13 protein-coding genes, 1 pseudogene and 1 riboswitch are annotated in these 14866 nt (G+C 54.5%); of the genes and pseudogenes, 2 read left to right on the top strand and 12 right to left on the bottom strand.

Going from position 1 to position 14866, the window contains the following annotated elements:
- Positions 1-111 precede the first annotated feature (111 nt).
- Positions 112-1011: a YitT family protein gene (locus B9Y55_RS10430; protein WP_159448325.1), complete on the top strand. Its 900-nt coding sequence runs from the start codon at positions 112-114 to the stop codon at positions 1009-1011.
- A 292-nt stretch (positions 1012-1303) separates the two neighbouring features.
- Here B9Y55_RS10430 and B9Y55_RS10425 read toward each other — a convergent pair.
- The 4 genes and pseudogenes from B9Y55_RS10425 to B9Y55_RS10410 form a co-directional block, all read right to left on the bottom strand.
- Positions 1304-1927, bottom strand: a pseudogene (locus B9Y55_RS10425) (flavodoxin family protein); the annotation flags it as partial.
- Between the two features lie 202 nt (positions 1928-2129).
- Positions 2130-2849, bottom strand: coding sequence for a TVP38/TMEM64 family protein (locus tag B9Y55_RS10420; RefSeq protein WP_085545299.1), 720 nt, complete (start codon positions 2847-2849; stop codon positions 2130-2132).
- Between the two features lie 230 nt (positions 2850-3079).
- Entirely contained in the window at positions 3080-4738 is a 1659-nt protein-coding gene (locus tag B9Y55_RS10415; protein WP_085545298.1) for a mercuric reductase, read from the bottom strand.
- A 68-nt stretch (positions 4739-4806) separates the two neighbouring features.
- Complete coding sequence (locus B9Y55_RS10410; RefSeq protein ID WP_085545297.1) at positions 4807-6027, bottom strand: GGDEF domain-containing protein; 1221 nt, start codon at positions 6025-6027, stop codon at positions 4807-4809.
- Between the two features lie 188 nt (positions 6028-6215).
- On the opposite strand from B9Y55_RS10410, the gene B9Y55_RS10405 reads away from it, so the two are divergent.
- Positions 6216-7043 (top strand): carbon-nitrogen hydrolase family protein, encoded by an 828-nt coding sequence (locus B9Y55_RS10405; RefSeq protein WP_085545296.1) that lies wholly within the window; start codon positions 6216-6218, stop codon positions 7041-7043.
- 35 nt (positions 7044-7078) lie between these two features.
- Here the strand turns inward: B9Y55_RS10405 and B9Y55_RS10400 are convergent, their stop codons facing one another.
- The 8 genes from B9Y55_RS10400 to B9Y55_RS10360 all read right to left on the bottom strand — a co-directional run bounded on the left by B9Y55_RS10400 (position 7079) and on the right by B9Y55_RS10360 (position 14863).
- On the bottom strand, positions 7079-8041 hold the full coding sequence (locus tag B9Y55_RS10400; RefSeq protein ID WP_085545295.1) for a TAXI family TRAP transporter solute-binding subunit: 963 nt from the start codon (positions 8039-8041) through the stop codon (positions 7079-7081).
- A gap of 131 nt (positions 8042-8172) precedes the next feature.
- Complete coding sequence (gene metK / locus B9Y55_RS10395) at positions 8173-9372, bottom strand: methionine adenosyltransferase (protein WP_085545294.1); 1200 nt, start codon at positions 9370-9372, stop codon at positions 8173-8175.
- Between the two features lie 91 nt (positions 9373-9463).
- A riboswitch (SAM riboswitch) is annotated at positions 9464-9567 on the bottom strand.
- 64 nt (positions 9568-9631) lie between these two features.
- Entirely contained in the window at positions 9632-9964 is a 333-nt protein-coding gene (locus B9Y55_RS10390) for a cupin domain-containing protein (RefSeq protein WP_085545293.1), read from the bottom strand.
- 268 nt (positions 9965-10232) lie between these two features.
- Positions 10233-10949, bottom strand: a complete 717-nt coding sequence (locus B9Y55_RS10385; protein ID WP_234986215.1) for an ATP-binding protein — start codon at positions 10947-10949, stop codon at positions 10233-10235.
- 262 nt (positions 10950-11211) lie between these two features.
- Positions 11212-12435, bottom strand: coding sequence for a hypothetical protein (locus B9Y55_RS10375; RefSeq protein WP_085545290.1), 1224 nt, complete (start codon positions 12433-12435; stop codon positions 11212-11214).
- 16 nt (positions 12436-12451) lie between these two features.
- Positions 12452-12931: a CsgG/HfaB family protein gene (locus tag B9Y55_RS10370; RefSeq protein WP_085545289.1), complete on the bottom strand. Its 480-nt coding sequence runs from the start codon at positions 12929-12931 to the stop codon at positions 12452-12454.
- Positions 12928-13692, bottom strand: a complete 765-nt coding sequence (locus B9Y55_RS10365; RefSeq protein WP_085545288.1) for a hypothetical protein — start codon at positions 13690-13692, stop codon at positions 12928-12930. Before B9Y55_RS10365 ends, B9Y55_RS10370 begins: the two co-directional genes overlap by 4 nt.
- Positions 13693-13723: 31 nt before the next feature.
- Entirely contained in the window at positions 13724-14863 is a 1140-nt protein-coding gene (locus B9Y55_RS10360) for a tetratricopeptide repeat protein (RefSeq protein WP_085545287.1), read from the bottom strand.
- Between the last annotated feature and the right edge of the window lie 3 nt (positions 14864-14866).

Genomic DNA, 14866 nt, shown 5'->3' with positions numbered 1-14866 from the left:
TACTACACGACGGCAGGTCGAGTATACGGGCTCTGGGCTACGTCGGAACGATCTCTCCGAGGATTAGAGTTTTTAAAGGTGCTCTATATATTTAAGGAGGAGCATTTTACGTTGAAACACCCTTTATCCCTAAGAAGCATAGCCGCAAAGATAAGATGGTTTATCAAGGAAGAAGGACATTCCCTGGTAAACATAACCCTGGGGGCCATTGTCTTCGCCATAGCCATCCAGCTATTCGTCATACCCGCTCAACTCCCTGGAACGGGGGTAAACGGGCTTGCCCTGTTGTTCAATTACATGTGGGAAGTGCCTCTGTCTGTGACAATCTGGGGACTTAACGCACTGCTCTTCACCTACGGCTGGAAAGTCCTCCCCAGGAGATTCACCCTCTGGAGCATCTACGGAACGGTGGTGTTCACCCTCTTTCTGTCGGTGGCGAAGCACACATTGCCCGTTCCTGTCATAGAGGACCGATTTCTGCTGATAGTGGTCGCCGGTCTTCTACAGGGAGCTCCCTACGCCATGATATTCGCCGCAGGAGGATCTCTAGGGGGAACCGACATAATCTCTATGGCGGTAAGGAGAAAGACGGGGATGGAGATCAGCCAGTTCACCATGATAGCCAACTTTGCGGTGCTGGCGCTGTTCTTCTTCGCCGTCAGCTTCGAGAACGTCGTCTACGGCGTGGTCCTTTCCTACATAAACACCACCGTCATGGGTGGAGCGATGAGGTCATTCGGAATCAAAAAGGAAGCCCTGGTGATATGCAATAACCCGGAGGAGACAAAACACTTTATAACCCACGAACTTGGCCGAGGGGTAACCATCTTCTCCGCCCGAGGGGGTTATTCGGACACCCATAGAGACGTGTTTATGACCCTTCTCACGGCAAGACAGGCGATGCTCCTCAAGCAGCACCTTCAGAAGACCGATCCTAAGGCGTTTTTGAGGCTGGCAGAGGCTACGGAGGTCTTAGGACAGGGTTTCGGAAGCTGGAAAAAAGACGTCTAAAAATAATGAGGAGGTCCGAATCGGACCTCCTCATTATTTTTAGGGAACCTCTAAAAACTCACTTTCGAGTCCCCTCGGAGAGATCGTTCCGCCTACGCCCTGTTTCGCCCAATCGTATATTCGACCTGCCTGTTTCGTACGAACCGCCTCGGAGGGCACGTCCTGTGCCCCCTCGGCTTGGGGCGACGTCCTGTCGCCCCCTTCGACTACACGACGGCATGTCGAGTATACGGGCTCAAATGGGCTCCGTCGGAACGATCTCTCCGAGGATTAGAGTTTTTAGAGGTGCCCTTTAGGGACGTTTAGAGTTTTCCAGACATCTATCCCAGTGTTCGTTTGCCATAGAGACAAACAACTCGGTAGGCATGAGGTCTTTCTTTAGAGTTTCGTGAACCTCGGGGGATATCTTTCCCTGAGAGACGAACTCCCTGCCAGCCCTCTCGAGGGCTTCGTAGTACCAACCAATCTGCGCCTGCAACTCAGGAACCGGGACCTTTAGTAGCTCCCCTGCCGGTCTGAGAATAACCTCCGCCAAGGCATCCTCGTTTCCTCTAAAAAGGCATTTAAACTGGGAGATCAGACCGTCGAAATGATTAAACTCGGGAAAACCGCAGTTGGAGAACAGGAGCGTCCTGGGATAGGGATTCTCCCCTCTCATAGGGTGACCGTAGGTGTCCCCCTCCTTGATAATATGGGGATCCACCGATGGGAGGGTTCTCTCCATAACCGCCTTGAGCATAGCGGTCATGCCGTAGTGATACAGCGGCGTGGCCCATATGACCGAATCGGTTTTAGACATTTCCTCCAGGATCATGTCCATATCGTCCCTCTGAAAACATTTCCCTGGAGTCACAGTCCAGCAGGAGAAACATCCCTTGCAGAACCCTACGGAAAGATCCTTGACGTATATGGTCTTAGTCTCCGCCCCTTTGAAAAACGGTCAACCATCGCCTGAGAATTGCCCTCAGCCCCTCTGGGACTTCCGTCTAAAGCCAAAATCTTCACAAAAAAGGCCCCTCTCAATATAAACTGGTGAGCCTACAGAGGTCATTCCCCTAACCGCTGTAGGCCTTTACCATTTTAAGCAACTCTCGACGAAAGAGGAGACCGAGGGGATATCAGTGGACATCGCCGGACGGTTTGGCTACCTTAGCGACAATCTTATCGTTATGAATCTTCTTCCATAGAGCGATAAAAGTCGACATGGCAAACAGGATAAGAAGTCCTGTGACGAAAAGCCTCGTCCCTCCGGTCAGCATACCTCCTACGTAAGAGTAGACGATAGTGGCGGGGAGCTGGCCTATCCCTGTGGCGATAAAAAAAGGCCAGAACTTCATCGACGTAAGACCGGCACCGTAGCTCACTATGTCAAAGGAGACGAAGGGGAGGAGACGGGCCACCAAAACGGCGTAGTCTCCGTAACGGTCGAAAAACCTGTCAACACCCTCAAGGCCAGCCTTAGAGGTGAGTTTCTCTACAACCCCTCTTCCGTACAGCCGGGAGATGTAGAAACAAAGTGCCGCTCCGGCCATGGCACTGGACCAGGACAGGATCGCTCCCTTCCACCAGCCGAAAAGCCCGGCGTTGGCGAAGGTTATCAGAAAAGCAGGAAGAGGAGCCACCACCGACTGAAAAATCATGAGCCAGAAGGATATTACCGGTGCCCATATACCAAAAGAGAGGATGTACTCCCTTATAACACCTACGTCGAGCTGATGGAAAAGATCCACCAAGTCGAACAACCACTCCCGAGTAGGCCTCAGGAAGAGCAATAAAGCCAAGACCAGGACGGGCAACAGAAACTTGAGCCATTTAGAACCTTTGCAATCAGGGAACAAGACGCCACTCCTCTCGATAAAGTTATGGTAATTATAACATCAAGAAGCAAAAATCTCTCTCGAAAGGCCTTTATCTCGGTCTTGGCCCCGATTATCACGACCCTCATCGTTAAGGCCTCAATTTCCTGAGGGATAGTCGCCATGGTGATCGTCAAGGCTAAAGGAATACATGAAAAGAAGAACAGTGAGGAGCCAGGTTCCCCCAGCTCCTCACTCTCACTACAGAACGGTTATTTTTTTAGCATATCCACTTTTTCGTTACCCTCCGGGAGGGCTTCAGGTTCGTGCTTTTCCTCTAAGACCTCTTTAGCGGCCTCTCTCTCCGCCTTAGCGGCCTCTTTAGCGGCCTCTTTAGCGGCCTCTTTAGCAGCCCTCTCGGCCTCTTTTTGGGCCTTGTCCTTAAACTTGGAGACCAGGGCCATCCACAGCTGCATGCCCATTCTGACCACCGGGGTGATCCTTCGGCTGTTGAGGATATCCGCCGCCCTCCTGAAAACGGAGCTCTCGGTGGGATAGGGATGTATGACCCAGGAAAGATCGCCAAGTTTTATCCCCTTGGAGACCGCCAAAGTCAACTCGGAGATCATGTTTCCCGCCCCTTCCCCTACCATAGTAGCCCCGAGTATTTTTCCACCTCGACCAACCACTACCTTCAGAAAGCCCTTGTCCCAGCCTTCTATGACCGCCCTGTCTACCTCTTCCAGAGGCACCCTTATCTCCTTAGCCTTAAGTCCCTGTTCAAGGGCCTGGTCGACGGTGATTCCGACCCTCGCTACCTCAGGAGAGGTGTAAGTACACCAGGCCATAGGCACAGAGTTAAAGGATTTATGGAAGGGCAAAAAGGCGTTAGCGAGACAGATTCTGGCGGACATATCCGCCGAATGGGTAAATCTCTGGGAGAGACAGGCATCTCCTGCACCGAAAACCCTCTCGTTGGAGACGCTCCTCAGGCCCTTTTCCACCGTAAGGCCAGATTCATCGTAGGCGATATTGGCCTCCTCAAGGCCCATTCCCTCTAGGTTCGGCTTCCTCCCGGCGGCTAAAAGCACCTTTTTAACGGTTACATCTCCGTCCACATCACCGTCACGATAGGCCAAGACGGTCCCATCGCCTTCCACCCTGACCGACGTAACCTGGACGCCTAGGAGCACCTTAACGCCATCGGATTCAAGGGATTTTCTGACCAGTCCAGCGGCCTGAGCGTCCTCTTTGGGAAGCAACCTGTTGGCCCTCTGGAGCAGGGTAACCGAGCAGCCAAGCCTGGCGAAGGCCTGGGCCATCTCACAGCCCAAGGGGCCACCACCGATAACGGCCATAGATTCGGGGAGTTCCTCCAGATCGAAAAGATTTTTATTGGTAAGGTAGTCTACGCCATCGAGACCGGGAATAGCGGGAACCGTAGGGCTAGAACCGGTGGCTATTATCGCCCTGGTAAACTCTATTGTCTTCTCTCCGACCTTGATGGACCTAGGAGAGTCGAACATCCCATTCCCGGGGAAAATATCGACCCCCTCGCTTAAGAGCCTTAGAGCGGAATCGTTGGCACTGAGCCTTGAGCGAATTGCCTTCATGCGGGACATAACCGCAGGAAAATCCACCACGATTTCGCCGGAGGAAATACCCATATCTTTAGCGGTTTTAAGCAGATGAGCCCTTCTAGCGGAGGCTATAACCGCCTTAGAGGGAACACATCCCGAGTTGAGACAGTCACCACCGAGCAGTCCTTTTTCGATGAGAGCGACCTTCGCCCCCATCCTAGCGCCTCCTACAGCGGCCACCAATCCTGCGGACCCAGCCCCTATAACCACCAGATCGTATCTATCGTTGCCTTCTTTACAGCCTCTGAGACAAAAAGGCCTAACCGAGTCGGGATAGGTCATTTTCTCCATAAGAACACCTCCAGTTCGCAAAAGCGATTACGCCCATGATAGCACCGAAAAAACTTTCGTCCAGACCGTTAGGGCAATTTAGCCCGTTTTTTATCGGAGTATAAACACCTGTCCGCCTCGTCTATGATGAATCGAACCGGTATACCTGGAACTATCCTAGTAGCTCCTATGGATACCGACAGAGGGCAACCTCTTCGATCCCCTAGCTCCAGGATAGCTTTTTTTACGGTGTCGACCTTGCCGTCGATCTCACCGTCCTTACAGTCGGGACATATAACGATAAATTCATCTCCACCGTACCGTATAGGGAGATCCTCCTCCCCAGAGATATCGGACAACACCGCTCCGACCTGTTGGAGAAGGTCGTCCCCTGTCTGATGTCCAAGGGTATCGTTTATGCCCTTGAAATCGTCGAGATCGACCAGAAGAAGCCACCCTCTGTATCCGCTTTCAGGATCGGTCATCCTCTTCAACGTCTCCATGCCGTAGCGACGGTTGTAGATGCCGGTGAGATAGTCTCTGTTTGCCAGATCCTCAAGCTCCTCCAGGGCGTTGTTGAGGCCCTGGGTTCTGTCTCGTACCATAGACTCAAGATCGTTGCTGTACCTCTCCAGATCGAGGACTAGCCCTTCCATCGCTCTGGCGTGCTTTCGATAGGCCAGGAAGAAAGGAATGGCGACGAGGAGGAACAACGCAGCCACACAGCAGCTGAAAAAAGCCTCCCTTATGAGAACGGCCTTTACGAAGGAGATATCGTAATCCGCACAGGCTAGAAAAAGCCTTCCTCCCCTGGAGCGCAGGGGATAGGCGACGGATCTAAAGTGCCCCCAGCGATCGGAATAGGAAACCCATACAGGGGTCTCGGTTTTATAGGCCTCTATAAACTGGCCGGGAATCTCAGGATAGGGATAGTAATACCATCTGAGTTGCTCTGCCGCTTCTTGATCGGACACGTTAGGAGCGGCGAAGAAAAAACGTCCGTCCTGCTCTATCAGGGTATAGATCCAGGCTAAGTTCGCTCTTTTAACGTATTGGCCGAAGACCTCCCTGTTTCTCAACTCCTCGTCAAGGGAGATGCTCTCCGAGTCGGTGGCCCTATCGTGAAAATCGGGTGCCAACATACCCGGAAGGGCCAGAGCCGCCAGCTCAAGCTGTCGGTCCACCCCCCTCATAGTATCGTGCCAGGAGGTATATACAGATAGGCCCATATAGGCCAAAGAGGCTATAACGTAGACCATCAGGCACCGATTCAGATTGTCCTTCAAGAACCAAAGGCTCTCTCTTTTCATGGCATTATGGCTGTGGAGGGCTCAAAACCTCAAAACAGCCTTTCCTCCTATCAGAATTTTTCCCTTCGGGGAAAACACCAGCCCAAAGGGTAGGGAGGCGAATATAGCCATCCCGTCTAAGATATTAGATGCAATCCCATCGACATGCAACCTGTTTCTCGATTAGAATGGTAACCGGAGGTGAGGATATGGAAACACGAAAGATCGCCATAGCCCAGATGGACAGCGGACCTCACAAGGAGATCAACCTCCAGAAAATGGAGGGCATGATATCGGAGGCGGCTAAACAGGGGGTTTCGTTCGTGGCGTTTCCCGAAACGTCCATCGTCATGCCCGCCACAGGGGAGGACAGGGAGGCGGACTCGGAGGATATACACGGTCCCTCTATCGCCAGACTATCGGAGGCAGCTAAGGAAGCGGGAATATGGGTACACTGCGGGAGCATCCCAGAGAGGATAGAGGGGGATAAAAGGAGTCACAACACGTCAGTGGTAATCTCGCCGGAGGGAGAAATCGCCGGTATATACCGTAAAATACACCTTTTCGATATCGACATGGAGGGCGGCCCTTCGGTCATGGAATCGGTCAGCTACTCTCCGGGAAAAGACGTCGTGACGGTAGAGACCGACATAGGGACTTTAGGTCTGTCCATCTGCTACGATCTCAGATTCCCCGAGCTGTTCAGGATGCTGGTCCTAAAAGGCGCTCGTATACTGGTGGTCCCCGCCTGCTTTACCGCCGATACGGGAAAGGAGCACTGGGAGCCTCTCCTCAGGGCCAGGGCCATAGAGAACCAATGTTACGTCCTTGCCCCAGCTCAGACCGGCATGAAACCACGGTACAGAGCTCACGGAAAATCCCTCGTGGTCGACCCATGGGGAACCATCACAGCCTGCAAGGCCGACGGAGAGGGACTTATCCTATCGGAGGTCGACATGGGGAGAGTCGAATCTATAAGACATTCTGTCCCATGTCTTAGAAACAGAAGGCCCGATATATACGGCTGGAACCTATAGAAAAGAGGTGGCACAGGCCACCTCTTTTCTATAGGTTATTTTATGTCAGGAACCTTAACTCCGACCTCTTTGTAGTACTTGGCGGCTCCGGCGTGGACCGGCACGGAAGCTCCAGCGGTAGCACCCTCAAGGGTGAAGAGAAGAGCCTTAGAGTGGACCTTGTGAAGCTCCTCTACGTTCTCCCAGAAGGTCTTGGTCAGTTTGTAAACCAGGTCGTCAGGAAGGTCGGCGTCGCAGACCCACATAGCCATAACCGCAGGGGTAGGGACGTCGTAGTCTATGCCGCTGTAGGTCCCTGCTGGGATTTTGCTCTTGATGAAGAAGCTGAAAGTATCGGTCAGCTTTGTCATGAACTCGTCGCTGAAGGACACCAGGTCGATATCGTGCATGGTGGCCAGGTCCATGATGGAGGAGGTAGGATAGCCAGCTGTGACGAAACCGACGTCGAGCTGTCCGTCCTTAAACCTCTGTGTGGTGTTGTTGAAGTCAAGGAAATCGGTCTTCATGTCGGCGTACTTGATACCAGCGACCTGAAGGATGGCGGAGACATCGCCCTGGACGCCCGATCCAGGGGCCCCGACGGAAACCCTTTTGCCCACTATGTCCATGATGTCCTTGACTCCAGAGTTTTTCATGGTTATGCACTGGACATGCTCGGGGTAAAGGGAGGCGATGAGGCGGACGTTTTTATAAGGGGTCTTGAACATCCTCTCTCCGTGATAGGCCCAGTAGGCTACGTCGTTCTGGACCAGGGCCATCTCTATCTCGTGGGTGCCTATGAGGTTTAAGTTAGCCACGGAGGCGTTGCCCGTCTCGGAGGTCATCTGGATGTCCGGAAGATGCCTGGAGATAAGGTCCGCCATGCCTCCCCCTACGGGATAGTAGGTACCGCCTGTTCCACCGGTAGCCAAGGAGATGAAAGTCTTGGCCGACGCCGCTCCGGCCACTGCCATAACCAGGACACCGACTACCATAAGAGTTGCTAAAAACTTACGCATCAAAAAACCTCCTTATAAAGATATCTTACCCCTCACCGATCTACGTCGGCAACACACTATAACTGTATCTAGACCACCTACAGTATAGTAAGAATCTTTCATCAGGTCAAGGAAGGCCTTCGTGTATACTTTTATACCCCTGAGCCGGATTTAAGGGCTTCCACCCTGTCCAGCCTCTCCCATGCGGGCATCGGGTTGAGGTCTATTCGTCCCATATGGCCGTAAGCGGCGATACGCCGATACTGGGGCTTTCTGAGCTCCAGATCCCGGATCATGGCGGCGGGACGGAAGTCGAAGTTCTTCCTCACGAGAGCGGTCAGAAGATCGTCGGACACCTTGCCGGTCCCGAAGGTCTCTACGAAAATGGACACCGGTCTAGCAACCCCGATGGCGTAGGCTACCTGGATCTGACAGCGAGAGGCAAGACCGGCGGCGACTACGTTCTTTGCGGCGTACCTAGCCATATAGGCACCGGAACGGTCGACCTTCGTGGGATCCTTGCCGGAGAAGGCCCCTCCTCCGTGGGGAACCATGCCGCCGTAGGTGTCCACTATGATCTTTCTGCCTGTGAGCCCCGAGTCAGCCATAGGACCGCCCATGACAAAACGGCCGGTAGGGTTGACCAATATCCTGAGATCGCCCTTGATAAGATCTTTAGGCAAGATGGGATCTATGACCTGCTCGGTGATATCCTCACGAATCTCCCTGAGGGACACGTCGGGACCGTGCTGAGTCGACACGACGACCGTATCGACCCTGACCGCCACTCCGTCAACGTACTCCAGGGTAACCTGGGTCTTTCCGTCGGGACGAACGTAGTCCAGTATCCCTTCTTTACGGATCTTGGTGAGCCTCCTGGAAAGCCTCTGGGCCAGGGCGAAGGGCATGGGAAGGAACTCCTCGGTCTCGTCGGTGGCGTAACCGATCATCATACCCTGATCCCCTGCACCGATGCGGTCGATCTGTTCGTCGGACATATCCCCTTCCTTTAACTCGAGGGCTTTGTCGACACCGAGGGCTATATCGGAGGACTGTTCGTCTATAGCGGTCAGCACAGCACAGGTCTCGCCATCGAAGCCGTATTTGGCCCTGGTATAGCCTATCTCCTTCACTATCTCCCTGGCGATTCTGGGGATGTCCACGTAGGTGCTGGTGGTTATCTCGCCGGCCACCTGAATAAGACCTGTGGTTACAAGGGTCTCGCAGGCGACTCGGCCCATTGGATCCTCCGCCAGAATGGCGTCTAGGACCCCATCGGAGATCTGGTCCGCAACCTTGTCAGGATGCCCCTCGGTGACAGACTCAGACGATATTAAAATCTTTTCAGCCATAACAAATACCTCCACAGATAAGATATCGGGCCAAAAAAAGCGGGACCCGTCCGCAGAGGAAGGATCCCGTGATATCTTGCTTTAGGCCTTCCTCTTATCATTCGACCTCACAGTCGCTGGTTTTAGCACCTTACGCCCGAACGGGCAGGTTGCCGGGTTTCACAGGGCCAGTCCCTCCACCTCTCTCGATAAGAGTATCAATTGTACGGCTCCAGATTATACCCTACAGGCACCTCATGTCAACAAAAATCACTTTATTTTATCCCCTTATCATGGTCAGAAGCATCACAGAGGGCTCTTTGGCCTGGAGGGCGTGGGGGATATCCGCAGGCATCAGCAACCATCTGCCGGAGGTGACTGTATGAGATTCTGCTCCGATGGATATCTGCAACTCCCCCTCAACAACCTGGACAAGGGCATCGTAGGGAGCGGAGTGCTCGCTCAAGGCCTGTCCCTTATCGAAGGCGAAAGCCGTAACCGTCCCTACCGGCCTGTCAACCAAGGTCCTGCTGACCACCGCTCCCTCCTGCACCGACACCAGATCCCTGATGTCGAAAGACCCTCTATCTCCGTCGTAATTTCTGTAGCTCATATCAAAAAACCTCCTTTAGGTAACATCTAAGAACTCTAATCCTCGGAGAGACCGTTCCGACGTAGCCCAGAGCCCGTATACTCGACATGCCGCCTTTGAGTGCGAATGGGGCGACAGGACGTCGCCCCAAGCCGAGGGGGCACAGGACGTGCCCTCCGAGGCGGTTCGTACGAAACAGGCAGGTCGAGTATACGTTTGGGCCAGGGCGTAGGCGGGACGGTCTCTCCGAGGGGACTCGAAGGTGAGTTTCTAGAGGTTCCCTTTAGCCTCAGCGGGAAAAGCGATATCTCACGCTTTCTCTGGCCAGTTCCTCGCCCTGTAAAGCCAGCTTTACCTTGGTGTAATCCAGATCGACCATGGCGGCCTCTATGGCGGCCTCCACCAGTCGGACCATGCCGCCACAACAGGGAACCTCCATATAGACCACCGTAACCGCCTTAGGACCGTTAGCGACGATGATCCTGGCGAGCTTCTCCCTGTAGGCCTCAGAATCGTCCAGCTTGGGACACCCCACCAGACATACCTTTCCATCCCCTAAGAAAACCCTGTGAAAATCGGGGTGGGCGAAGGCGGTGCAGTCCGCCGCTATGACTATGTGGGATCCCTGAAGGTAGGGAGCGTTCTCCGGCACCAGCTTCAACTGGACCGGCCAATTGGCTAGCCTGGACGATGGAGGAGCCACAGCGAGGCTCTCTTCGACGGTCTCGACGTTCCCTATGGACCGGGCCATGGTACCAGGACAGCCCTGGCAACCTCCAATATGCTTTTTTACCGCCTCCTCGTCGTAAGGAGCGGCCTCCCTCTCCTCGAAGGAGATGGCCCCCACTGGGCACTCCCCGATACAATCACCTAGGCCGTCGCAGTAGCTCTCGCTCACCAGATCCGCCTTACCGTCCACCATCTGAATGGCTCCCTCGTGACAGGCCTGGGCGCAGAGGCCACAGCCATCGCACTTTTCCCTGTCTATGACTATGATTTTTCTCATTATCTTTTCCGACATAAACCTTTCCCCTCTCAACGGCACCTATCCCTCTCTAACCAGATCGGCCAGGGAGGTACTCTCCATTCTGGACCGAAACTCCCTCTCAAAACTCTCGGGCATGTCACCGAAAATACACCTGTTAAAGGGGCCAGAGAGGACGGGAGACTTCAGGCTATATACGACAGATACAGATAGCCAAAACGAAAAGGGGAAGAGACCTTGGTCCCTCCCCCGTTTTCGTTAAATCAATCAGAAGGAAAGGCCATCAATGATTCCCACAGTCACCGCCGCTGGAACCTCCTCCTTCTCCCTCGCCACCGCCGCTACCGATGTCGGTAGGGGCCCGGTATTCCGGTCTTGCGCCGAGCTTCTCCAGAAATTCCTTTCTCTCTCTTTCGTTCAGATAGCCTGAGAGCTCCTCAGGGGTCATATGCTGAAGGTCGGTGGTCCCGATTATCTCGTTCCCCGATATGCCTATTACGTTCACCAGCACCTCCGATCCGCTCCCGGAGGTCACCAGACCGATAACCGCGGTCCCTTGGTTGATCCTGGTTAGAGCGCTATCCAGGTCGTCGGGGCCTCCATGTCCCTGAATGGTGGATATATCGTTTGCGAAAGACACCCCAGCCCCGACGTTAGCGGCGGTGTAGATCGCCACCGCTGTGAGAGCCCCTGCTGCTGTAGCGGTGGCGGGGAGTGCCACCACCAGGGCGACTCCTGAGCCGACTACAGCGGCGGTGAACTTGGTTCCCGCCATTATGGTGGCCCAGTTTTTCTGTCCCACCACGTTGCCTATCCTGTGATGCACTGAGGCCACCGCACCGGTCACCTTCCCCACTCCGCTCTTAACGGCGTTTCCAAGATATGAAGCGAAGTTTCTGACCGCCCGCCCTCCAGCCTCCACGGTACTCATGGCGTTCTCGAAGGTCTGTTTGGCCCCTCTCCCTATCTTCTGAAACTCCTGCTGGATAACCTGCTCCGGCGTAACAAAACCGTATCCCCCGTCGAAACCGGCGAAAGCGGGCATCACCTGAAAGAGCTCCTCCAGTGCCGCCAGTCGATCCTCCGGGCCAAACCGGCCCTCCCAGGTCATCCTTACCAGCTTGGCCGAGTCCTCCAGCCTCTTTCCCGCCTTTTCCATTGCCTCCAGAGTCTCCTGAGCGTAGACAAGTTTTGCCCTTATCTCTCCGGCGGGAACGTCTTTACCCTCCATTGAGACCAGATCATCCAGAGCCACCTTGGCCTGCATTCCCGTCAACCGAGCCAGTTCCATCGCCTGAGCTAGCCTCCCTTTTTCCTGAGAGGCGAGATCCAGCTGAGCTATACCCGTTTTCTTCGGGCTAGGCCTGGGCTGAGAGCCTGGCTGGGATGGTCTGACCACCGATGGACTCCCACCTCCGTGGGTGGTTATGGTCACAGACCAAGCCCCAGTAGCCCCTAACATCAGGAGCAACAGGGAACAAATCGCCAAAGCTAATTGTCTTTTCATAGCCGACACCTCCTATCTAGCCATCGTCGCTGACTAGGATCATTTTGAGATCCCCAGCCAGAAATCTGGCGGCCTCGATAAGTCCCTCCTGACCATCGTAGGAGACGACCGACAGGCTATCCAGGATCGTACCGGTTTCCACGTCTATAAGCCTTGACTCCAGTGAGACCTCCCCTCCTAGAGAGTTCACCGATCCAACCAGTACGTATCTGGCCCCTACCACCTTGCCGACCTTTGCGGCGGAGGCAGGGTCAACCAGACCTGACATTCCGATTCGTTGCTCTGAAGCCGCCTTTTTTACGTGGTTTACGTCGACCACCGTAAGGTCCACCCCCGGTATGGAGGCCATCTCGATCCTTATAACCTCGCTTACCGCCGAGCCGAGATGGAACGGAACTCCGTTAGGCTTAAAATCTGCCACCGCCATGGCAAAACCCCAGGCGGATGGACAGAAGGCGGCGATCATAACGATCGCCGCCGCAGTCCTTCTGATCACGATGCTATTACCCTGTTCAGCCACCTAATGGCGGTGGCCTGGATCTCGGCGGTCATCCGGTCCACCGCGTCCCTCAATCCCTCGATCTTTCCGTCCACCATGATCTTGCCGGAGGAGAAGGAAAGCTCTCTCAGGATGGAGAGTGCCTCCTTGGCTCTGTCGCTGTTCCTGTAGGCCTGGGCCTCGTGAAACCTGAGGACGTAGGATAGCTTGGTCCTGCTGACCAGCGAGCCATCTCCATCTCTGACCAATAGCCTGTCCAAGGTGGAATCCTTGTCCACCAACTTCTGGACCTCCTGAATATCCTCGGCCTTGCCTCTCTTACCAGCTTCACCGGCGAAGATAGCGGAAGCCAAGGTCCTGACCTTCTCCCGATCCCCTAAAAGCTCGGTTACCGAGTCGTACTGGGTCTTCAGGATCGTCATTATCAGGGCCTTACCTTGATCGTAGTTGTTGCCCTTGAAGTAGCACTTGGCCATGAGGCACATGATCCCGCCCTTTTCCCCCTCGTCCATTCTATCGAGATTTCTGTTAGCAACGGGCATAAACTTACCACAATCGCCGTCTTTTAAGTAGATCGCCGCAGCAGCTAGGACCTGCCTGGTAGCAGCTGCGGATGCGGCGGAACCGGCATTTCCGCCCTCTCCGCTACCACCACTATCTCCTCCACCGGAGGAGTGTCCACCGAATGAGCCCACCGCCATTCCCGCCAGTGAAAGGGTCATAAACGCCGCGAAAAGCATGGCTATAAATCTCTTCATATCGATCTCTCTCCTCTCTAGCCCTCAAGGGCTACTCTAGAAGTTCCTCCAGTTTTACCGCCAAGCCAGGGTCCAGGAGCTTTAACGCCTGAACCTGAGATCTAGCCCCTTTGTCGTCTCCCTCGAGAGCCATAGCGGTTCCAAGCAGAAATCGGGCTCCAGCGTTGGAGCTGTCGAGCTGGACCGCCCTGGTAAGCACCTGCCTGGCCAACTTTAGCTCCGCAACCTCCACCAACATCTGCCCTAATGCCACGTAGGCACCGACGTAGTTCGGGTCCCTTTGCACCGCCATGGAGAAATACTCCATAGCTTCCTCAAGCCTTCCACGGTTTTTGTACGCCTGGCCTATGAGAAAATAGGGTTCCGCCAGGTTGGGGTTAAGTTCTATTGCCCTCTCCAGAGGACCTGTGGCCTCGTAGTCTCGACCTCTCATGAACATGGCCTTCCCGAGAAGCAAATAGGCCTCGGCGAAGTCAGGATCGAATGCCACCGCCTCTTTGGCGGAGAGCTCAGAATCCCCGTAGCGACCTCTGCTGTAGTGCATCGCCGCCACTATAAACCGGAGTGTGGCGTTTTTAGGGCTCATCTGGACCATTCGATCCCAGAACCTCAGGGACCTGCCGTAATCCTCCTGGTTATAGTATCCCAGGGCATCGTACAGGAGGGATCTGTAGTCGTCTCTGGCTGTCCCGGCAGGCTCGGGGCCCGTCAAGGAAGCGGTGATCTCCGCCGCCATGGTCCTGACAGCCAGAGGTACCCCTCTCTCTCCCTCGGAGGTCATAGCCTGATAGGCCGCGACCACCGTCCTTCTCTCCACGTCCATGAGCCTGGCTGTGAGTAAGGTGAGGACACCAAAGTGGCTAACCGCACCTTGAAGGTAATACTTAGCCCCAACCAGTTTCCCTATGGACACCGCCTCCTCGGGATTTACCATTCCCGACAGGGCTATTCGCTGCTGTCTGGCCACGGCGTCTAACTGCCTTCTCTCCACCAGCTGAAAACGAGGGTTACCGGCGAGTTGGCTGGATAGCATCTCTATGACCGACTGTCCAACCGAATAGGAGGCACCGTGGGCGTTAAAATCACCTACCGCTAAAACCATGGCGAAGGCCCCATTTCCCCACAGTAAAACGGCGACGAAGACGGCAGCTCCCCAAGCGAGCCTGGACATAGC

It is taken from the genome of Dethiosulfovibrio salsuginis, from assembly GCF_900177735.1.
Classification (GTDB): domain Bacteria; phylum Synergistota; class Synergistia; order Synergistales; family Dethiosulfovibrionaceae; genus Dethiosulfovibrio; species Dethiosulfovibrio salsuginis.
The sequence above is the reverse complement of the archived record's forward strand: the minus strand, read 5'-3'. Positions and strand labels throughout refer to the sequence as shown.